The organism is Micromonospora marina (genome assembly GCF_900091565.1).
In the GTDB taxonomy this organism is placed as follows: domain Bacteria; phylum Actinomycetota; class Actinomycetes; order Mycobacteriales; family Micromonosporaceae; genus Micromonospora; species Micromonospora marina.
The window spans coordinates 400,305-419,120 of record NZ_FMCV01000001.1; the positions used below are offsets into that span (position 1 = coordinate 400,305).

Annotated in this window: 16 protein-coding genes, 1 tRNA gene and 1 pseudogene; 5 read left to right on the plus strand and 13 right to left on the minus strand. The window is 71.9% G+C overall.

What is annotated here, in order from left to right; genetic code table 11:
* Positions 1–62: 62 nt before the first annotated feature.
* The 4 genes from GA0070215_RS01915 to GA0070215_RS01925 form a co-directional block, all read right to left on the minus strand.
* Positions 63–2,585 carry a putative bifunctional diguanylate cyclase/phosphodiesterase gene (locus GA0070215_RS01915; RefSeq protein ID WP_091041140.1) on the minus strand — a complete coding sequence of 841 codons (2,523 nt, stop codon included), beginning with the start codon at positions 2,583–2,585 and terminating at the stop codon, positions 63–65.
* Positions 2,586–2,635: 50 nt separating this feature from the next.
* Positions 2,636–2,773 (minus strand): hypothetical protein, encoded by a 138-nt coding sequence (locus tag GA0070215_RS28325; RefSeq protein ID WP_018784535.1) that lies wholly within the window; start codon positions 2,771–2,773, stop codon positions 2,636–2,638.
* A 629-nt stretch (positions 2,774–3,402) separates the two neighbouring features.
* Positions 3,403–3,987, minus strand: coding sequence for a GNAT family N-acetyltransferase (locus GA0070215_RS01920; RefSeq protein WP_018784534.1), 585 nt, complete (start codon positions 3,985–3,987; stop codon positions 3,403–3,405).
* Positions 3,988–4,388: 401 nt separating this feature from the next.
* Positions 4,389–4,472, minus strand: a tRNA-Tyr gene (locus tag GA0070215_RS01925).
* Positions 4,473–4,619: 147 nt separating this feature from the next.
* Between GA0070215_RS01925 and GA0070215_RS01930 the strand changes: the two genes are divergently transcribed.
* The 4 genes from GA0070215_RS01930 (at position 4,620) to GA0070215_RS01940 (ending at position 7,511) form a co-directional block, all read left to right on the plus strand.
* Complete coding sequence (locus GA0070215_RS01930; RefSeq protein WP_091041141.1) at positions 4,620–5,114, plus strand: YajQ family cyclic di-GMP-binding protein; 495 nt, start codon at positions 4,620–4,622, stop codon at positions 5,112–5,114.
* A gap of 598 nt (positions 5,115–5,712) precedes the next feature.
* Entirely contained in the window at positions 5,713–6,306 is a 594-nt protein-coding gene (locus GA0070215_RS01935; protein ID WP_091041142.1) for an RNA polymerase sigma factor, read from the plus strand.
* Positions 6,303–6,992 (plus strand): hypothetical protein, encoded by a 690-nt coding sequence (locus GA0070215_RS27845; RefSeq protein WP_141708147.1) that lies wholly within the window; start codon positions 6,303–6,305, stop codon positions 6,990–6,992. Before GA0070215_RS01935 ends, GA0070215_RS27845 begins: the two co-directional genes overlap by 4 nt.
* 204 nt (positions 6,993–7,196) lie before the next feature.
* Positions 7,197–7,511 carry a tyrosine-type recombinase/integrase gene (locus GA0070215_RS01940; protein ID WP_279616534.1) on the plus strand — a complete coding sequence of 105 codons (315 nt, stop codon included), beginning with the start codon at positions 7,197–7,199 and terminating at the stop codon, positions 7,509–7,511.
* A gap of 49 nt (positions 7,512–7,560) precedes the next feature.
* On the opposite strand, the gene GA0070215_RS01945 is transcribed toward GA0070215_RS01940, so the two are convergent.
* The gene (locus GA0070215_RS01945; RefSeq protein WP_244166830.1) at positions 7,561–8,823 is read right to left on the minus strand and encodes an epoxide hydrolase family protein; all 1,263 of its coding nucleotides are present in this window, start codon (positions 8,821–8,823) and stop codon (positions 7,561–7,563) included.
* Between the two features lie 185 nt (positions 8,824–9,008).
* On the opposite strand from GA0070215_RS01945, the pseudogene GA0070215_RS01950 reads away from it, so the two are divergent.
* A pseudogene (locus GA0070215_RS01950) lies at positions 9,009–9,842 on the plus strand (MFS transporter); the annotation flags it as partial.
* Positions 9,843–9,936: 94 nt separating this feature from the next.
* On the opposite strand, the gene GA0070215_RS01955 reads toward GA0070215_RS01950, so the two are convergent.
* The 8 genes from GA0070215_RS01955 to GA0070215_RS01990 form a co-directional block, all read right to left on the minus strand.
* The gene (locus tag GA0070215_RS01955) at positions 9,937–11,196 is read right to left on the minus strand and encodes an MFS transporter (protein ID WP_091041143.1); all 1,260 of its coding nucleotides are present in this window, start codon (positions 11,194–11,196) and stop codon (positions 9,937–9,939) included.
* A 137-nt stretch (positions 11,197–11,333) separates the two neighbouring features.
* Positions 11,334–12,212, minus strand: a complete 879-nt coding sequence (gene htpX, locus GA0070215_RS01960; RefSeq protein WP_018787624.1) for a zinc metalloprotease HtpX — start codon at positions 12,210–12,212, stop codon at positions 11,334–11,336.
* Between the two features lie 149 nt (positions 12,213–12,361).
* Positions 12,362–13,828 (minus strand): NADH-quinone oxidoreductase subunit N, encoded by a 1,467-nt coding sequence (locus GA0070215_RS01965; protein WP_091041144.1) that lies wholly within the window; start codon positions 13,826–13,828, stop codon positions 12,362–12,364.
* Positions 13,825–15,330, minus strand: coding sequence for a complex I subunit 4 family protein (locus GA0070215_RS01970; RefSeq protein WP_091041145.1), 1,506 nt, complete (start codon positions 15,328–15,330; stop codon positions 13,825–13,827). The genes GA0070215_RS01965 and GA0070215_RS01970 overlap by 4 nt, the downstream gene beginning before the upstream one ends.
* Positions 15,327–17,252 carry an NADH-quinone oxidoreductase subunit 5 family protein gene (locus tag GA0070215_RS01975; protein WP_091041147.1) on the minus strand — a complete coding sequence of 642 codons (1,926 nt, stop codon included), beginning with the start codon at positions 17,250–17,252 and terminating at the stop codon, positions 15,327–15,329. The genes GA0070215_RS01970 and GA0070215_RS01975 overlap by 4 nt, the downstream gene beginning before the upstream one ends.
* Positions 17,249–17,602 (minus strand): NADH-quinone oxidoreductase subunit NuoK, encoded by a 354-nt coding sequence (gene nuoK / locus GA0070215_RS01980; protein WP_018787628.1) that lies wholly within the window; start codon positions 17,600–17,602, stop codon positions 17,249–17,251. The genes GA0070215_RS01975 and nuoK overlap by 4 nt, the downstream gene beginning before the upstream one ends.
* Positions 17,599–18,183, minus strand: coding sequence for an NADH-quinone oxidoreductase subunit J family protein (locus GA0070215_RS01985; RefSeq protein WP_091041150.1), 585 nt, complete (start codon positions 18,181–18,183; stop codon positions 17,599–17,601). The genes nuoK and GA0070215_RS01985 overlap by 4 nt, the downstream gene beginning before the upstream one ends.
* On the minus strand, positions 18,180–18,770 hold the full coding sequence (locus tag GA0070215_RS01990) for a NuoI/complex I 23 kDa subunit family protein (RefSeq protein WP_018787630.1): 591 nt from the start codon (positions 18,768–18,770) through the stop codon (positions 18,180–18,182). Before GA0070215_RS01990 ends, GA0070215_RS01985 begins: the two co-directional genes overlap by 4 nt.
* Positions 18,771–18,816 lie beyond the last annotated feature (46 nt).

Here is an 18,816-nt window from a genome sequence, read left to right on the forward strand (position 1 = left end):
AAACAGTACACGACCGCGTCGTGCAGGTGAAATCGGATCCCCCAGGCGTGTGTCAGCCCTGGTCAGGGCACAACTCGCAGGCGCGGCAGCTCCCCCGCGACCACCGTCTCCGGGTCGACCTGGGCGCCGAACCACGCCTCCAGCCGCTCGTACGGCAGCGGGCGGCTGAACAGGAAACCCTGGCCGATCTCACAACCGATGTCCTGGAGCAGCTCCAGCGTCAGCTCGCTCTCCACGCCCTCGGCCACCACCGCGAGGCCGAACTGCTGGGACAGCGTCACCACCGCGTTGACGATCGCCAGGTCACCCGGATCGGTCGCCATGCCCTGCACGAACGACCGGTCCACCTTCACCTCGTGCACCGGCAGCCGGCGAAGTTGCGCCAGGGACGAGTTCCCCGTGCCGAAGTCGTCCACCGAGAGCCGAACACCCAGGTCACGGAGGCTGCGCAGGGTTGGTATGGGACGTTCGGTGCCGTCCAGGACACCCGCCTCGGTGACCTCCAGCGTCAGCCGCTGCGGCGGTACGCCGTACTCGGCCAGCAGATCGCGTACCAGCGCGGGGAAGCGCTGGTCGGTGAGCGTACGCGCGGCGAGGTTGACCGCGACGGACAGCGGCTGTTCGCCGTGGCTCCAGTCGCGGCTGCGCCGCAGGCTCTCCCGGAGCACGAACTCGGTGAGCCGGCCGAGCTGGCCGGTGTGCTCGGCCACCGCCACGAAGTCGTCCGGCGCGACAGTGCCGTGCGCCGGGTGCTCCCACCGGGCCAGGCACTCCACGCCCACCAGGCGGCGGTCCCGCAGCGTGACCTTGGGCTGGAAGTAGACCTCCAGCTCGCCCTCGTCGAGCGCCCGTTGCAGGTCACCGGCGAGGCCGAGCCGGCGCATCGACCGTGATTCCAGCGCCGGACTGTAGAGCTGGATGCTGCCCGGTACCGACTTCGCCGCGGTGGCCGCCAGGTCGACGCGTTGCAGCAGCGCCACCGCGTCGCTGCCGTGGTCCGGGTGGACGGCCACCCCGACGACCGTGTCCACGTCCAGGGTGAGCGCGTCGAAGACCATCTCGTCGCGGATCTGCTCCCGGATCTGGTTCGCCAGCTCCAGGGCCGCCTCGGCGCTCTCCAACCGCAGCGTCACCAGGAACTCGTCACCGCCGGCGCGGCCGACGAGCGCCGAGGAGGGCGTGCAGGCGCGCAGCCGCTCGGCCACCTCGACCAGCACCTTGTCACCCGCGGCGTGGCCCAGCGACTCGTTCACCTGGCGGAGCCGGTCGACGTCGAAGAGCAGCAGCGCCACCACCTCGCCCGGGGCGCGGATCTTGACCGCCTCCGCCACCGACGAGGTGAGGCGCCGCCGGTTGGGCAGCCCGGTGAGCACGTCGTGCTCGGCGTCGTGTCGCAGCCGGTCGACCAGGCGGGAGTTCTCCAGCGCCACCGCGGCGTGCGCGGCCACCGTCTCGAAGACGGGGATGTCGCCGGGAGCGAAGTGACCGATGTCGCTGAGCCGGTTGGTCACCTCGAGCGTGCCGATCACGGCCTGACCGGAACGCAGCGGCACGACGATGGCGTCCTTTACCCGCTCCTCCCCCGCGGTCTGCCGCAACGCGGGATCGCCGCCGAGCCAGCGGCCGAACGAGAGGGTGCGCCCCTTCTTGCGTACCTGCTGCCGCAGGCTCGCCGGGGTCGGCGCCAGGTCCAGCAGGCCGGGGGTGTCCACCCGGGCGGTGAGCAGCACCTCGGGATGCCGGCCCTGGGCGGGCAGCCAGAGCGTCGCGTACTCGGCCTGCATCAGCGCGCGTACCCGGTCGAGCAGGATGTCGGCGAGCGACCGCTCGGTGCCGGAGGCGAGAAGCCGGGTGAGCTCGTACATCCCGGCCAGCGTCCGATGCTGGCGGAAGAACTGGGAGTAGGAGTGGTAGACCAGGACCAGGCCGCTGAAGAGGGCGGCGAGCAGCAGGGCCGACCACCACGTCGTCCGCAGGGCGATCAGGACGAGCAGGCCGATCGCCGCGTTGATGGCGGCGGTGAGCAGAGCGGTCGGCATGCTGCGCAGCGCGTCCCGCCCGGCCGGCCAGCCCTGGAGCAGCACGTGCACACCGACCACGCTCACGAGGCTGACCAACGTGACCACGCAGACGGCGAGGAACAGCGAGCCCCACGTCACCGGGCCGACGTTGCGCAGCGGTGGCAGCGCCAGGAGGACGAGACTGGCCAGCGAGGTCGCGGCGGCGGCCTTGGCGACGTTGAACCAGAGCTTCGCCGCGCCGAAGCGGTGCGAGACGCTCCAGACCAGCACCGAGAGTGTGTAGATCAGGACGACAGTCAACGGGGGCAGGAAGTAGAGCGCCACGATGAGTGGCACCTCGGTCAGCGTCACGCCCACCGACTGGCGCCGGACGTAGACGTTTAGCGCAGCGAAGCTGGTCCCCGCCATGACGACGAAGAACACGAAGGCGAGCGGCCACTTGCCGAACGGCTGATCGGCAACCAGCGCGACGCAGGTGCCGAAGACCACCGCCAGCAGCGCCAGAGGGGCGGTGACGAGCCAGGCACGTTCCGTCGACCTGCGAGGTCGGCCCTGGCCTGCCATGCCCCTCCTACCCGAGACGCCGTCCGCCGGGGGGCGGACGGCTCGATGATTCAGCGCAGGGTGCCCATCGTCCAGACGATGTCGCCGAGTTGCGCGCCACCGGTGCCGGGAATGACGCCGAAGGCGCCTGCGACGGCGGCGAGCACGAGGAGCGAGCCGAACAGGCGGCCCAGCGTTCGACCAGACATGATTGCTCCTGTCGGGAGATTGCCACAGAGGGACGGTGAAGGTTTCCCGATCGTGCCACAACGCCGGGGGGCAGAAAAGCGAAGAGGAGCCGCCCAGCCCGAGTAGCTGTCAGGTTCCGCCGTTCGGCCCGGCCGACCACGACACGCAGCCAGGTCACGGGGGTGCAGGGAGTTCAGCCGCTTCGTCCACTGCGGATTCCTGCCTTCACCCACGAAGGGGATCAAGTCACGCGAAACCCACACCGCCAGCCCTGAGTGGCCCGGCCGGCTCCGCCTGGCCGATCCGCCCCGGCAGCACGCCACCGGACCCGCGGCCATTGACCACCATACCTGTCTGTGTCATGAACGCCAGAGGACGATTCCCTCATTCACGCGCGAACCCCTCAGTAGGCCCGGCAGCCCCGGCCGGTCTGTTCGCCGGAGGAAGCGCTCGCCGGACCGGCCGCGCTGCTACTGACGAGTTCCGCGCCCGCACACAGCCAGCTCCGGGCGCTCGCACCTTCTGCTGGGATCAGTCAGCACCTATAGACAAGAAGATCATCAGCCAAGGGGCTGCTTCCGTGATCGGCCGGGGTCCCCGCAGGACCTCAGGCGGTTGAAGATCAAGTTAGGCCCGCGTACCGACCGGGTCAGCCACCGGACCGGCGACGAGCGGCCCGCCACCGCTCAGGGTCCAGGGTCTGGCGAACTCCTGACATCGCCACGTGCGCGAGGTCCCCTTCGGCTGCCTGTCGGTCGATCCGACCAACCGACTGGAAGCCCAGCTTCTGCAGCACCCGGATGGACGGGTGGTTGTCCCGAACGGCGTCGGCGCGGATTTCCCGGACGCCGGGCTGGGCGACAAGGTGGTCCAACAGCAGGGTCGCCGCCCGGGTCGCCACTCCCCGGCTCTGCCGGCCCGGTAGGACGGTGAAGTAGATCTCGACGACGCCGGGAGCCTCCGTCGGGGCGGCACCCACCGAACCGACATAGCTGTCGTCGGAAGCGTCGGCGATGGTCAGGGACAGGACCTCGTCTTCGGTGCCGTACGACGAGATGACGTAGTCGAGCATGGCCCGCGCGCCCTCGGCGGACTTCTGCTCTGGGGTGAACGCCATGTACCGGGTGGCGTCGGGGTCGGTCAGGAAGCGCGCGAAGGCGTCCAGGTCCGCAGGCTTGTGCGGCCGGATCACGATGTCGCCGTCGCGGATCGATGGCGGGCAGGTCAGTTGCACTCGGTGTGACTCCTGAACAGGCTGGGCTGGCGGATGGCGGCCGTCGACGACCGCGGCACCGAGCGACCCTAACAACCCATGCTGGAGCCGCCGACCACTTTCCGGCGGGCGCCGACGGCGGCGGTCAGGCCCGGATCAATTCAGGCGGCGGATCCGGCTGCCCCAGGACGGATCGCTGCCCACCGCGTCGCTCGGCATCGGGACTCTCCCGCCCTACCGGGAATGTTCACCGGTCTCGCTCTGGTCATCGGAGCCGTGAGAGGGACGCCGGATCGGCTTGATCTCGATGACACGCATGTGACACAGCCAGCGAGATCGAGCGGGCTAGAGCAGGACTGAGTGAGACTCACGAGGGAGGCCCCTGACCGGCGTTCTCGCTGGTCAGGGGCCTCTTTGTGCACTGGTGGCGGGTAGAGGATTCGAACCTCTGTAGCTTTCGCGACGGATTTACAGTCCGCTCCCATTGGCCGCTCGGGCAACCCGCCAGGGCACGCCACCGCGTCGCAACGCGGCAGCGGAAGCAAGGATAGCGGTTGCCCCCGGCACTGCCGCAACCGGGTACCGTCAGGAGGTCCCACGCTGGTCAGCGCGGGACGGACCAGGACAGACCGCCGGACAGCAGGAGCATGAGCATGGCAGCGAACCCGTCGTTCGACATCGTGAGCAAGGTCGACCGGCAGGAGGTCGACAACGCCGTCCGCCAGTCGGAGAAGGAGCTCTCGACGCGGTTCGACTTCCGGGGCACCAGCGCGGAGATCTCCTGGGCGGGCGAGGAGGCGATCAGCCTCCAGGCGGAGACCGAGGAGCGGGTCCGGGCCGCGCTGGACGTCTTCAAGGAGAAGTTGGTCAAGCGGAACATCTCGTTGAAGTCGCTCGACGCCGGCGAGCCCCGGCAGTCGGGCAAGATCTTCAAGATCGACGCCAAGGTGGTGCAGGGCATCGACTCGGACAAGGCCAAGGCGATCAGCAAGAAGATCCGCGACGAGGGCCCGAAGGGCGTGCAGGCGCAGATCCAGGGCGACCAGCTCCGCGTCACCGGCAAGAAGAAGGACGATCTCCAGTCCGTCATCACGCTGCTCAAGGGTGAGGACTTCGGGCTGGCGCTCCAGTTCACCAACTATAGGTAAGGAGGATCCGGCCGGCCCGGCGATCGGGCCGGCCGCGCCTTGTTACCTGGGCAGACTTCGTCACCAGTGGTCGTCGTTGGTCGCTCACGATCGGCCTCCGACGGCCTGGCGACGGCCTGGGCCTGGTCCTCGTCGGTCCGCCCGAAGCCCACACCCCGCTCGCTCTGTGCCCTCGTTGTAGTTCTGGGCGCTACGTCTCGCGGTCTTCATCCGCGTCTGTGGTCCCTGGCGACTGTCCGCGCCAACGGGCCGGCGTGTCCTCGTCCCACATTTGCTGTCACGGTAGCTGCGGGCAACCGCTGCCGGGCTTCCCCACTGCCAGGAGACTCCCACATCGCCCTGGCCTGCGGTGGTCGTGATCTGAGGCCAGGCGGGTGACTCTCCCCGGGGCCGAATGCGACGCCCAGGACACCTTGTTGCCGAGCCTCGACCGCGGCGGCAGTCTTGACCTGCCATTTCCTCGGGTACCGCTGGCAGTTGTCGGTCATCGGTGGTCAGTTTCTGCCGGCCTAGGGCGGCCCGCGCTGGGCCTTGGTTGTAACGCCTCCGACGCCTGCGACTAAGTACCGGGCAGACGGCGTCGAGAGAGGGAGATCGAGTGGATGACGACGACAACTTCACCGAGGACCTGAGACAGATCGCTAAGGACCCGGCGGTCTTCAGGGCGTACTACAAGGCACACGTCAGCGCCGTGCAGAACTACCTGGCCCGGAGGGTTGCGGATGCCGAGCGGGTGGCAGACCTGACCGCCGACGTGTTCCTTGCCGCGATCTCCGCGGCCCCAAGCTACCGGGCAGCGAAAGGAACCCCGCTGGGATGGACCTACGGCATCGCCCGGAACGTGCTCCTCACAGACCTTCGGCGCACCGAGCGCGAGCGGCGGGCCGTTAATCGTGTCGCCGGCGGAAGGTTACTCAGCGACGATGACATCGCGCGTCTAGAGGAACGCATTGATGCGCAGGCCTCCTTACGGCAAATGATGCCCGCGATCGATGAGCTACCTGAAGGCGAGCGGGCCGTCCTGGAGCTCGTTGCTGTCGACGGGCTAACCATTCGAGATGCGGCCGCCGCGCTGCGAATTACCGCCGTAGCGGCACGTGTCCGGCTGCACCGCGCCCGCCGGCACCTGAACAACTCTGCCGACAAAGCCAACGATGTCACCACCTACCCCCTCCTGGAGGCATTGCAGTGAACCAACCGGAAACGTTCGAAGACCGTCTGCTGGCGGTACTTGAAGCCGAAGTGGCAGAAATGGCAGCCCGATCAACTGCCGGACATAAGCACCGCAGGAGCCGTGCGCGACGCGTCGGTGTACTGGCGGGGGCGGGAGCCCTCGCTGTGGCTGGCGCGGTTGGCGTGCCCGTAGTCCTCGGCCAGCAGGCGGGCTCGACTGCCTGGGCCGTCGAGAGTCGGGACGACGGCTCGGTCGAGGTGAGGATTCGGGAATTCAAGGACCCCGCAGGGCTGGAACGGCGCCTGGCAAAGGCCGGAATTGCTGCCTATGTCACTTTCGTGCCGCAGGGAAAGGTCTGTTTTCAAAGTGAAGGCCAAGGCTCAATTGCTGACTACTCGCCCCGCGTTTTGGCAATGAATGCCGAGAAGCAGGCATCCTTCGTCGTTCGTCCCGATCAGCTTAGGGTCGGGGAACGTCTGCAACTGATGGGGGCCTCTGACAACAACGGCAGGCTGGGAGCAGTCCTGGTGAACGTCGTGCACGACGGAGAACGGTGCAAGGTGCAGACGGCGGAGAAGAGAATCGTCAACCTGTGGCAGCTGGAGAAGCAGGAGGCGTGGCGCACCCCGTCCCCGGCTCCTTCGGCACCGTCATCGCCTGCCCCGCACAGCTCAGCACACCCGTCGGCGACGCCAACGCGATAGATCCAAAGCCATCCCGGTTGCCGTCGACCCGCCCTCCAGGGGAGCGGGCTGCCGCCCGGCCCGCCACGTCAAGCGGACCTTGACGCCTCGTACGGATGCTGGCGGGTCGGGCGGGGGTCTGCTCGGCTTGCCCGGGTCGATGGCAGGCGGGATGGCCTACCGCAACCACCCACGGACCGCGACCCGCCCGCGCTGCCCGTCAACCTGGTCGTCCACGGACGCACGAACGTCGCGATGGACCGCCACACCTTCAACCGGGACTACTGGCATCCTGCCCTGACGGCCGCCGGCATCCAATCGTCGCGGGCCACCGGAATGCACGCCCTGCGGCACTTCTACGCCTCGGTCCTGCTCGACGCCGGGGAGAGCGTCAAGGCGCTGTCGGAGTACCTGGGCCACGCCGACCCGGGTTTCACCCTGCGCACCTACACCCACCTCATGCCCACCAGCGAGGACCGCACCCGGCGAGCCGTCGACAAGGTGCTCGGGTCGCCCTCGGACGGCCTGGCGACGGCCTAGCTGCGATCGTGGCGGAGTTTTGGCTGCTCATGGGCGGTATCTCTCCAGTTCACCAACTACCGGTGAGCACGACCGCGTCGTGGCCGGGACCGGGCCGGTCACCGGCCACGACGCGGGTCAGCGGCCCCGCAGCGGCCGGAACCCGGGCCCGCATCTCGGCCGCGAACAGCTCCGGCTCCTCCCAGGCGGCGAAGTGCCCGCCCCTGTCGACCTCGTTGAAGTACGCGACGCCGGGGTAGACCGCCTCGACCCAGCTGCGCGGCGCCGCCCAGATCTCGTCGGGGAACGCGGTGAATGCGACGGGCACCTTGGCCGGCGGCGGGGCCTGGCCGGCCTCCTTGGCGGCGGCCAGGAACCGGCCGAACTCCCAGTACCACCGGGCGGACGAGGCGCCGGTGCCGGTCAGCCAGTAGAGCGTGATGTTGTCGACGACGCTGTCCCGGGTCAGGCCACCGACCGGTGTGCCGTCGACGAACGCGCGGGAGATCTTGTAGTAGCTGTCGGTGTCGTGGTCGAGCATCCAGGCGGCCAGCCCGACGGGTGTGTCCAGCAGCGAGTAGCCGATGGTCTGCGGCCGGGTGGTCTGCTCCAGGAAGTAGCCGAACCCATCCGTCGTGAACAGCTGGAGCGCGTCGTGTGCCGTGCGTTCCTGCTCGGACTCCGCCGGCAGCTCGTCCTTGAGGTCGATCGCCCCGGCGAGCAGGTTGACGTGGACGCCGAGCAGCCCGTCCGGTCCCTGGCGGGCCATCGCGTCGGTGACGGCGGCGCCCACGTCGCCGCCCTGGGCGACGTAGCGGGTGTAGCCGAGGCGGCGCATCAGCTCGGCCCAGGCGGCGGCAATGCGGCCGTTCTCCCAGCCGGGTTCGGTCGGCGTACCGGAGAAGCCGTAGCCGGGCACGGACGGCAGCACCAGGTGGAAGGCGTCCTCGGCGGTGCCGCCGTGGGCGGTAAGGTCGGTGAGCGGACCGACGACCCCGAGCAGTTCCACCACCGAGCCCGGCCAGCCGTGCGTCATGATCAGCGGCAGGGCGTTCTCGTGCTTCGACCGTACGTGGACGAAGTAGATCTCCACGCCGTCGATGGTGGTGGTGAACTGCGGCAGGGCGTTCAGCCTCGTCTCGCAGGCGCGCCAGTCGTACTCGTTCGTCCAGTAGTCGGCCAGCGCTCGGACGGTCGCGAGCTGCACACCCTGCGAGCGGTCGTCGACCAGTTCCCGGCTGGGCCAGCGGGTCGCCGCGATCCGGCGGTGCAGGTCGACGATGGTCTCGTCCGGCGTGTCGAGCCGGAAAGGGTGGATGTCGTCGGTGGCCATGGCCTGCACCTTTCGCGTCGAGTGGAATGGGCGCGGAACACCGGCGGGTAACGATCAGTCTGGCAGGGGCCGGACGCCCGCCGGGCCGGAACGACGTTCCCGCCGGTTGCCACCGTTTCCAGCCCTGTTTCTGCCGTCAGGCGACTTCCTTGGGGTACGGGCCGGGCATACGGTCGGGTGGGAGCATGACGCCCACGATGCTCCTCCCCTATCGGCCGGTGCTCGGTCAACCGGTGCTGCGCCGGCTGCTGCCCGGGCTCGCGGCCTCCGCTCTCGGTGACGGGCTCGCCCTGGTCGCGGTGACGTGGCTGGCCCTGCAACTCGCCCCCACGGGGCAGCGCAGCACCTGGACGGCGTTCGCGGTGGCCGCGTACACGCTGCCGGGGGCGGCCGGCACGCTGCTGATCGGGCGGTGGCTGGGTGGGCGGAGCGGGGCCCAGCTCGCCGGCTGGGACGCGACCGTGCGGGCCGCAGCGTTGGGGGCGATCCCGGCCGCCCACCTCGCCGGGGTGCTGGACGTCGGCCTCTACGTCGCCTTGCTCGCGGTGTCCTCACTCCTGCATCCCTGGGGGTCGGCCGGTCGCTTCACGCTCGTGGCCGAGCTTCTGCCACGGCGGCACCACCTGGCCGCGAACGCGCTGCTCGGCGTGTTCGGCCAGGCGGCGACGATCGTCGGCCCACCGCTCGCCGGTCTCCTCATCGCCTGGGCGGGCGCGGTGTGGGTGATCGCGATCGACGCGGTCAGCTTCGCCGTGCTGGCCGTCAGCTACCGCCTCGTCGTCCCGGCCGTCCGCCGTGGCAGCGCCGTCCGCCGTGGAGGCGCCGTCCGGAGTGGAGGCGCCCGCCGTGAAGGCAGCGTCCGCCACCCGGCCGGAGCCCAGCACGAGGACGGAGACCGCGAGGGCGGAGACCGCCACGAGGACCCGACGGCCGGACCGTCCCGTACGTCGGGATGCCGGATCATCGCGCGGGACCGGTCGCTGCTCGGCCTGCTGTCGCTGTCCTTCGCGTTCTTCTTTCCACGCTGCTGGCGTGCGCGGTGGCGATCCTCGCGCTGGGCCTGGCCGCCGCCCGGCGGCGCGGAGCGGGTGGTGACCGCCGGCGGGTGAGCGGTCAGGCGGCGAGCGACTGCTCGGCGCGTACCGCTGTGGCTTCGGCCCGGGCGATCGGGCCACCGGGCAGCGCGGCGACCGCGGCCCCGACGGCGACCGCCACCCCGGCGAAGACGAACGCCCACGAGACGCCACCGGCGTGATCGATGATCAGGCCCGCGACCGAGCCGCCGGCGGCGCTCGCCGCGACCGACATGGTCACCACCCAGGTGTACGCCTCGTTCAGCATGCCGGACGGGGTGATCCGTCCGACGAGTGTGTTCTCCAGGGTGAGGGCGGGGGCGATGGCCGCGCCGCCGAGCACCAGCGCGACGCCCAGCGCCGCCGGGTCGGGAATGAACGCGAAGACGACGAGGCTGGCCGCGACGGTGCCGAGCAGCCAGGCGAACTGGCGGGTCATGTTGGCGGCGGGCTTGCGTACGCCGAACCAGAAACCACCGATGGCGCTGCCGATGCCCCAGACGGCGAGCAGGACGCCGGCCAGGCTCTCGGGGTCGTCGGCGCCGGAGTTTCCGGCGAAGGCCGGGACGATGACGCCGGAGGCGCCGAACGCGATGCCGAGGCTCGCCACGCAGAGCAGCAGCGCGGGGAAGCCGCCGAGCCGCAGCGGGCCGAGGCCCCGGGCGTGGTGCTCTCGCGCGTGCGGGCGCCAGCCGCGCATGACCCGGCCGAGCGCGACGGTGCCGGTGCCGACCAGGGTGACCACCGCGGCGCCGACGAGCGCGGCGGAGGCGTCGGCGAACAGCACGAAGCCCGCCACCAGCAGCGGGCCGACCACGAACACGACCTCGAACAGCGTGGTCTCGGCGGCGAGCGCGGTGTTGCGCAGGTGCCCCCGGCCGGTGGCGGGGGCGGTGAGGTCGTTCCAGGCGCCTCGGATCGCGGCGGTCAGCGGCGGATACGTGGCGCCGGCCAGGCCCGCGGCCAGGTAGATCAGCCCGAGGTTGCCGCTGTCGGAGCGGGTGGCGACGAGCAGCCCGATCAGGGCGAGCGGGTGGGCGAGCGCGGTGGCCAGCAGGACGGGAGCGGGTCCGACCCGGTCGGCGATCCGGCCGGCGACCGGGCTGAGTGCGGCACCGGAGAGCGCGTAGATGCCGCCGGCGACGGCGGCCAGGGAGTACCGGCCGGTGACCTGCTCGACGACGAGCAGCAGCGCCAGCGGGGTCATGCCGATCCCGAGCCGGCCGATGATGCCGAGGATCAGCAGCATCGGCGCGCCAGGGATCCGCCAGACGCCCTGGTACTGGCGCAGTGCGGCCACGGTCGACCTCCAGGAGGGTAATGAGCGGGAGACGTTTCGACCCTAACGGCGCGGCAGGACCGGGGGAAGCGCATTGTGCCCGGACACACCACCGCGCCCGCGTCGTGCGACGCGGGCGCGGCGGGGCGTACGGCGGGTCAGCGCTGGAACTGCACCGGCCCGGAGTTGCGGGCCATCTGCTCCAGGCGGGCCACCCGCTGCTCCATCGGCGGGTGGGTGGCGAACATCGCGGCGATGCCGCCGCCCCGCTTGAACGGGTTGTCGATCATCAGGTGCGCGGTGCTGGCGAGCTGGCCCTGCGGCGCCAGCGGGCGCGCCTGCGTACCCCTGTGGATCTTGCGAAGGGCGCTGGCAAGGGCCAGCGGGTCGCGGCTCAGCTCGGCGCCCGACTGGTCGGCCTGGTACTCCCGGCTCCGGCTGATCGCGAGCTGGATCACCGTGGCGGCGATCGGGCCGAGGATCAGCGTGAGCAGCAGCACGGCCGGGTTCGGGCCGTCCTCGTCGTCGGACGAGCCCAGCGGGATGAACCAGGCCAGGTTCGCCAGCATGGTGATGATGCCGGCCAGGCCGGCCGCCACGCTGGAGATCAGGATGTCCCGGTTGTAGACGTGGGACAGCTCGTGGCCGATCACGCCGCGCAGCTCCCGGTAGTCCAGGATCTCCACGATGCCCTGGGTGACGCAGACCGCCGCGTTCTCCGGGTTACGACCGGTGGCGAACGCGTTGGGCTGCGACGTCGGGCTGACGTAGAGCCGGGGCATCGGCTTCCCGGCCAGCGTGGAGAGCTCCCGCACCATCTGGTACAGCTCGGGGAACTGTGCCTCGCTGACCGGTTGCGCCTTCATCGAGCGCAGTGCGAGCTTGTCGGAGAAGAAATAGGTGACGCCGTTCATCAGCAACGACACGACGACGGCGATGACGAGACCGCCGCTACCGCCGAACCAGTAGCCGACCGCGAGGATCAGCGAGGTCAACAGGCCGAGCAGCGCTGCGGTCTTGAGACGGTTGTGATGCACGATCTCTCCTTCGGTGCACGGACCCTTGCGGGAGGCCCGCTGACCGGTTCAACACACCGGTACCCGTCAACCATCCGGCTCATGGCTGAAAGTTGGCTGGATGTTGCTGTGCGCAGGCTGAAGCGGTCGCCCATCCGGGCAGGAACCGGTCAGCGCGCCGCCACGTCCAGCACGATCTGCGGTGCGAAACCGATCACCACCGCCGCGGCGGTGGCGACGCCGAGCGCCAACACCACGGTCCGGGCGGGCCGGACCGCCGCCGCGCCGGCCGGCGTCGCGTAGAGGGACGCGGTGACCCGCAGGTAGTACGCCAGGCCGATCACCGCGTTGAGCGCCACCACCAGCGCCAGCCATCCCGCGTGCCCGGCCAGCAGCGCGCGTACCACAGTCACCTTGGCGAACAGCCCGGCCAGGCCCGGCGGGAGTCCGGCGAGCCCGATCAGCGCCAGCGCGAACGCGCCGCCCACCCACGGGTGCCGCCGCGCCGCGCCGCTCAGGTCGGCGAGCGTGCCGCCGTCACCGTCCGCCGGGCGCAGCGCCACCACCGCGGCGAACGCGGCCAGTTCCAGCAGCACGAAGAAGATCGCGTACGCGACGGCTGCGGCGTACGCGGCCGCCCGCGCGTCGCCGGTGCGGCCCGCGGACAGCGCCAGCGCGCCCAGCGGGGCCAGGATGTAGCCCGCCTGGGCCACCGACGACCAGGCCAGCAACCGCACGGTACGCCGCTGCCGCAGCGCCACCAGGTTGCCGACGGTCATGGTCAGCACCGCCAGCGCTGCCAGCACCGGACCGGTCAGGTCACCCGGCAGCGCCCGCTGCACCACCGCCAGCAGCGCCACCACGCCGCCGAGCTTCGAGGCGGTCGACAGGTACGCGGCCACCGGCAGGGGCGCGCCGTCGTACGTGGCGGGGGCCCAGGCGTGGAACGGCACGGCGGCGACCTTGAACGCCAGCCCGGCCACCACGAGGGCCACCGCGACGCCGGTCAGCGGCAGATCGGTCAGGTCGGCGCGGGCGGCCAGGGTGGCGCCGAGCCGGTCCAGGTGCAGCGTGCCGGTGACCGCGTAGAGCAGCGCCGCGCCGAGCAGCGTCACAGTGGTGGCGACCACGCTCACCACGAAGAACGTCACCGCCGCCTCGGCACCGGCGAGGCTGTCCCGCCGCAGCCCGACCAGCACGTACAGCGGCAGCGTCAGCGTCTCCAGCGCCACGATCAGCGTGATCAGGTCACCGGCGGCGCCGAGCACCACGCCGCCGGTCATCGCGCAGGCGAGCAGGAAGCAGTACTCGCCGACCGGGGTACGACCGGCGCGCAGCAGCGGGCCGGACAGCGCCAGCACGCCGAGCGTGAGCAGGGCGATCACGGCACCGACCAGTGCGGCCCGGCCGCCCCACACCCAGGAACAGTCGTCACCGACGCAGAACGTGCGCCGCTCACCGGCCGCCCCGACCAGTGCCGCGCCGGCCGCGGTGCCGGCCGCGCCGAGCGCCGCCATCGCCACCGTGACGGCGGGCCGGGCCACCAGCAGGTCGAACAGGAGCACCAGCACGGCCGTGCCGGCGGCCAGGTACGCGGGCAGCATCGCCACGTTGTCGACCGGCTGGACCAGGCTCATGGGACGACCCCCAGCAGTGCCTCCACCGGACCGGAGGCGTACGACAGCACGAGCGCCGGGGCCAGACCGACCGCGAGCGCGAGCAGCACGAGCGGCGCCCAGGCGGTCAGCTCCGCCCCGGCCAGCCCGGGTGCGAGACCGGCCACCGCCGGGCTGGGCCGGCCGTGCGTGACCCGGCGCAGCAGCCGCAGGAAGTACGCGGCGGTGAGCGCCCCGCCCAGCGCCGCCAGCCCGGCCAGCGTGAGCCAGAGCGGGCCGCCCCGCTGCACGGCGGCGACCACTGCGAACGCCTCACCCCAGAACCCGGCCAGGCCGGGCAGCCCCAGCGAGGCGACCGCCGCGAAGCCGAGCAGCCCGGCCAGCCGGGGCGCGGTCTCCCGCAGCCCGGACAGCTCGGCCAGCGAGCCGGTGTGCGCGCGGTCCTTGACCGCACCGGCCAGGAAGAACAGCAGGCCGGTGATGACGCCGTGGGCGATGTTGCCGATCAGCGCGGCCTGGATTCCGGTGGCGGTGAGCGTGGCGACCCCGAGCAGCACGAAGCCCATGTGCCCCACGCTGGAGTACGCGATGAGCCGCTTCAGGTCGTCCTGCGCCAGGCAGACCAGGCCACCGATTAGAATGGCGGCGACGGCGAGTACGCCGAGCACCGGCGCGGCCCACCGGGCGCCCTCCGGGGCCACCCCGACGGCGATCCGGATCAGTCCGTACGTGCCCATCTTGAGCAGCACCCCGGCGAGGATGACGCTGCCGACGGTGGGTGCCTGGGTGTGCGCGTCCGGCAGCCACGAGTGCAGCGGCCAGAGCGGGCTCTTCACCGCGAACGCGATCGCCAGCAGTGTGAACGCGGCGAGCTGGGTGCCCCGGGACAGCCCGGCGCCGCCGGTGAGCGCGACCAGGTCGGCGGTGCCCGCGGCGGCCACCACCACGTAGACGCCGACCAGCAGCAGCACCGAGCCGAACAGCGTGTAGAGCGCGAACTTGCGGGCCGCGCGCCGCCGGTCCGCGCCGCCCCAGCCGGCGATGATCGCGTACATCGGCAGCAGGACGACCTCGAAGAACAGGAAGAACAGCACCAGGTCGAGCGCGAGGAACGTGCCGAGGATGCCCACCTCGACCACCAGCAGCAGCGCCACGAGCGCCCGCCCGCTGCCGCCGCCGGGCGGCACCCGCCACAGCGTGTACGCGCAGCACAGCAACGTGAGCAGCGCGGTCAGCACCACCAGCGGCCAGGAGATCCCGTCCACGCCGAGGTGGAAGCGCAGGTCGAGCCCGGGCACCCACGGCAGGTCGAGCTGGTGCCACGGCTGCACCGCCGGGCGCGGCCCGTACCCGAACCAGCCGTGGTCGCCGCCAACCAGCGGCAGCGCCGACAGCAGCGTCACCGCGGCGGCGACGGTGCCGACCACCCGGCCGGCCCGGTCACCGGGCACGACCGCTGTGGCCAGCGCGCCGAGCGCCGGCACCGCGACCACTGCCACCAGCAGGACCTGCCCGAACGTCATGAGGTCACTCCGATCAGCGCGACCGCGAGGCCGATCAGCAGCGCGCCGGCCAGCACGCCGGCCGCCGCGCGCGGCAGCGCCGCCCGGTGCAGCGCGGCCAGGCCGCCGCCCACCTCGACCGCCGCCCGGCCGCTGCCCTCGACCAGCCCGTCCACGCCCAGTTCGTCACCGGTACGGACGACCCGCGCGAGCGCGCCCGCCGGGCGTACGACCAGGGTGTGCTGCACGTCGTCGAGCCGGAACGCCCGGGCGAAGACCGGCCGCAGCGGACCCAGGAAGCGGGCCGGGTCGGCGGCCGGGTCGCGGCGCCAGCCCGCCCAGGCGACGCCCGCACCGGCGAGCAGCAGCAGGAACGGCAGGATCAGGTTCGGTGCCAGGTGGACCAGCTCGGCCGCCTCGCCGGTGTCGTCGCCGGGCACCCGCAGGCGATCGGCGAACCACGGCGCGAACGCGGCCAGGCCCAGCAGCGCGGCCGGGACCGTGAGCAGCAGCACCGGCCAGCGCAGCAGCGCGGGCGGGTCGTGCGGGCGCAGCAACGGCGTGCGGGTGGCGCCGAGGAAGGTACGCAGCAGCAGACGGGTCGCGTACCAGGCGGTCACCGCCACGCCGGCCAGCCCGGCCAGCCAGACCAGCCAGCCGACCCAGGCCGCGGTCGGCCCGGCGCCGTCGAGCGCGACCGCCTCGGCGGCGGCCAGCACGCCGTCCTTGCTCCAGAAACCCGAGAGCGGGGGAACGCCGACGAGCGCGCCCAGGCCGACCACCGTGCACCAGAACGTCACCGGCATGGCGGAACGCAGGCCGCCCATCCGGGACATCAGCGTGGTGCCGACGGCGTGGATCACCGCACCGGCGGCGAGGAACAGCAGCGCCTTGAACGCGGCGTGGGTGAGCAGGTGGAACAGCGCGGCAGCTGGTGCGCCGACCGCCAGCGCGCCGGTCATGTAGCCGATCTGCGAGACGGTCGACCAGGCGAGCACCCGCTTGATGTCGTCCTGCGCGGTGGCGGCGAACGCGCCGAGCAGCATCGTGATCGCGGCCAGCACGCCGAGCACGGCGAGCGCGGCCGGGGCGCGCTCGAACAGCGGGAACAGCCGGGCCACCGCGTACACCCCGGCGGCGACCATCGTCGCGGCGTGGATCAGCGCGGACACCGGCGTCGGGCCGGCCATCGCCTCGGGCAGCCAGGTGTGCAGCGGGAACTGGGCGCTCTTGCCCGCCACCCCGGCGAGCAGCAGCAGGCAGGCGGCGGTGAGCGTGCCGGTGCCGTAGTCGTAGGCCAGCACGTCGGCGATCCGGAAACTCCCAGCGCCCACGCCGAGCAGCGCGATGCCGAGCAGGAAGCCGACGTCACCCACGCGGGTGACCAGGAACGCCTGCACCGCCGCGCCGGGCGCCTCGGGCAGCCGCCGGTCGTGGGCGATGAGCAGGTACGAGCAGACGCCCATCACCTCCCAGCCGACCAGCAGCATGATCAGATCGCCGGACACCACCACCGTGAGCATGGCGGCGGTGAACAGGCTGAGCTGCGCCGCGTACGGCGGGTAGCGGTGGTCGACGTCCACGTCGTCGTGCGGGCCCCGGCGCAGGTAGCCGATCGAGTAGACCTGCACGGCCAGCGCGACAGCGGTGACGGCGGTGGCGACGAGCACCGCCACGCCGTCCAGCCGCAGGCCCAGCGTAACCCGCAGCCCACCCAGGTCGATCCAGGTGGTGGACGCCTCGACCGGCGCGTCCACGCGCACCAGCAGCGCCAGCGCGGCCAGCAGCGACACGGCCGCCCCGGCCACGCCCAGCGCGACCGCGGAACGTCGGGCCGACGCCCGGTCGTGGTGCGGAGCGGGCGGCAGCAGCAGGCCGAGCAGCCCGGCGAGGAGCGGCGCGGCCGGCAGCACCGCCGCGAGCCACAGCGTCGGCGTGCTCACCGGATTGCTCCTTCCGGCCGCTCGACCGGGGTCACCGCCGGAGCCGGCTCGGCCAACGGGACGTCGTCGACGGTGACGCCGGCGCGCAGCCGGTAGAGCTGGAGGACGATGGCGAGCCCCACACCGATCTCGGCGGCGGCGAGCACGATCACGAACAGCGCGAACACCTGACCGGAGTGCGGCAGCACGGCCTGCACGGTGGTGTCGGCGGTGACCAGCACCAGGTTCACCGCGTTCAGCATCAGCTCCACCGCCATCAGCACCAGGACGGCGTTGCGGCGGCGCAGCACGCCGTACACGCCGAGGCCGAACAGCAGCGCGGCGGTGACGTACGGGATGACCGGCCTCACGGGCGCCCGCCCTCGTCGGCGGCCGGGGTGGACGCGACGCGGGCCGGGCGCTCGCCGCCGTCGGGGGCCGCTGTGGGCGCGGCCGGACGGCCGATGTCGGGGCGGGAGAGCACGATCGCGCCGACCAGCGCGGCCAGCAGCAGCACCGACAGCACCTCGAACGGCAGCACCCAGGAGCGGAACACCTGCTCGCCGAGACGCTCGGCGGTGCCCGCGGCGGGCAGGTCCACCCGGGACCAGCGGAACGCGTCGATCAGCAGCACCGCCAGGCCCAGGCCGCTGCCGGCACCGACGAGCGCGGCGGGCCAGCCCGGCCGGTCCAGGTCGTCCGACGGGCCGATCGGCGCACGGGTCAGCATCACCGCGAACAGCAGCAGCACCACCACCGCGCCCACGTAGATGAGCACCTGCACCCAGGCCACCAGCTCGGCGGTCAGCACCAGGTAGTTCCCCGCCAGCGCGCCCAGGCAGACCACCAGCCACAGGCCGGCCCGGACCAGGTGCCGGGTGGCGACCACCAGCGCACCTGAGCCCACCGCCACCGCACCCAGCGCGAGCAGCAGGACGTCCGCACCGGTCATGAGGCAGCGCCTCCGCCCGGATCGGTGGCGGCGTCGGGGCGTACCCGGGCGGGAGCCGGACGGGCCGACGGACCCGCCGCCTTCCGGGCGGCCGTGGTCTCCTCCTTCGAGGGGTCGCCGAGCGGGTCGTGGGCCGGCGGCGGCGGCACGGTGGCCATCCACTCCCCGAGGTGGTCCTTGTCGTGCAGCAGATCCTTGATGTCGTACTCGGCGTACTCGAACTCCGGCGACCAGTAGAGCGCGTCGAACGGGCAGACCTCGACGCAGATGCCGCAGTACATGCAGAGCGAGAAGTCGATGTCGAACTTGTCGAGCACGTTGCGCTGGCGGGGGCGGGCGGCGCCGGGCACCGCCACCTCCTCCTTGTGCGAGTCGATGTAGATGCACCAGTCCGGGCACTCGCGGGCGCAGAGCATGCAGACCGTGCAGTTCTCCTCCAGCAGCGCGATCACGCCGCGGGAGCGGGGCGGCAGTTCGGGCGCGACGTCCGGGTACTGCTGGGTGGTCGAGCGGCGGGTCATCGTCTTCAACGTGACCGCCAGGCCCTTGACCAACCCGGCACCGGGCACTCCACCGTGCTCGCTCATGCCGCCCATCCTGCCCTGTGGCCCGGGCGCGCGCGACCACCCCCCG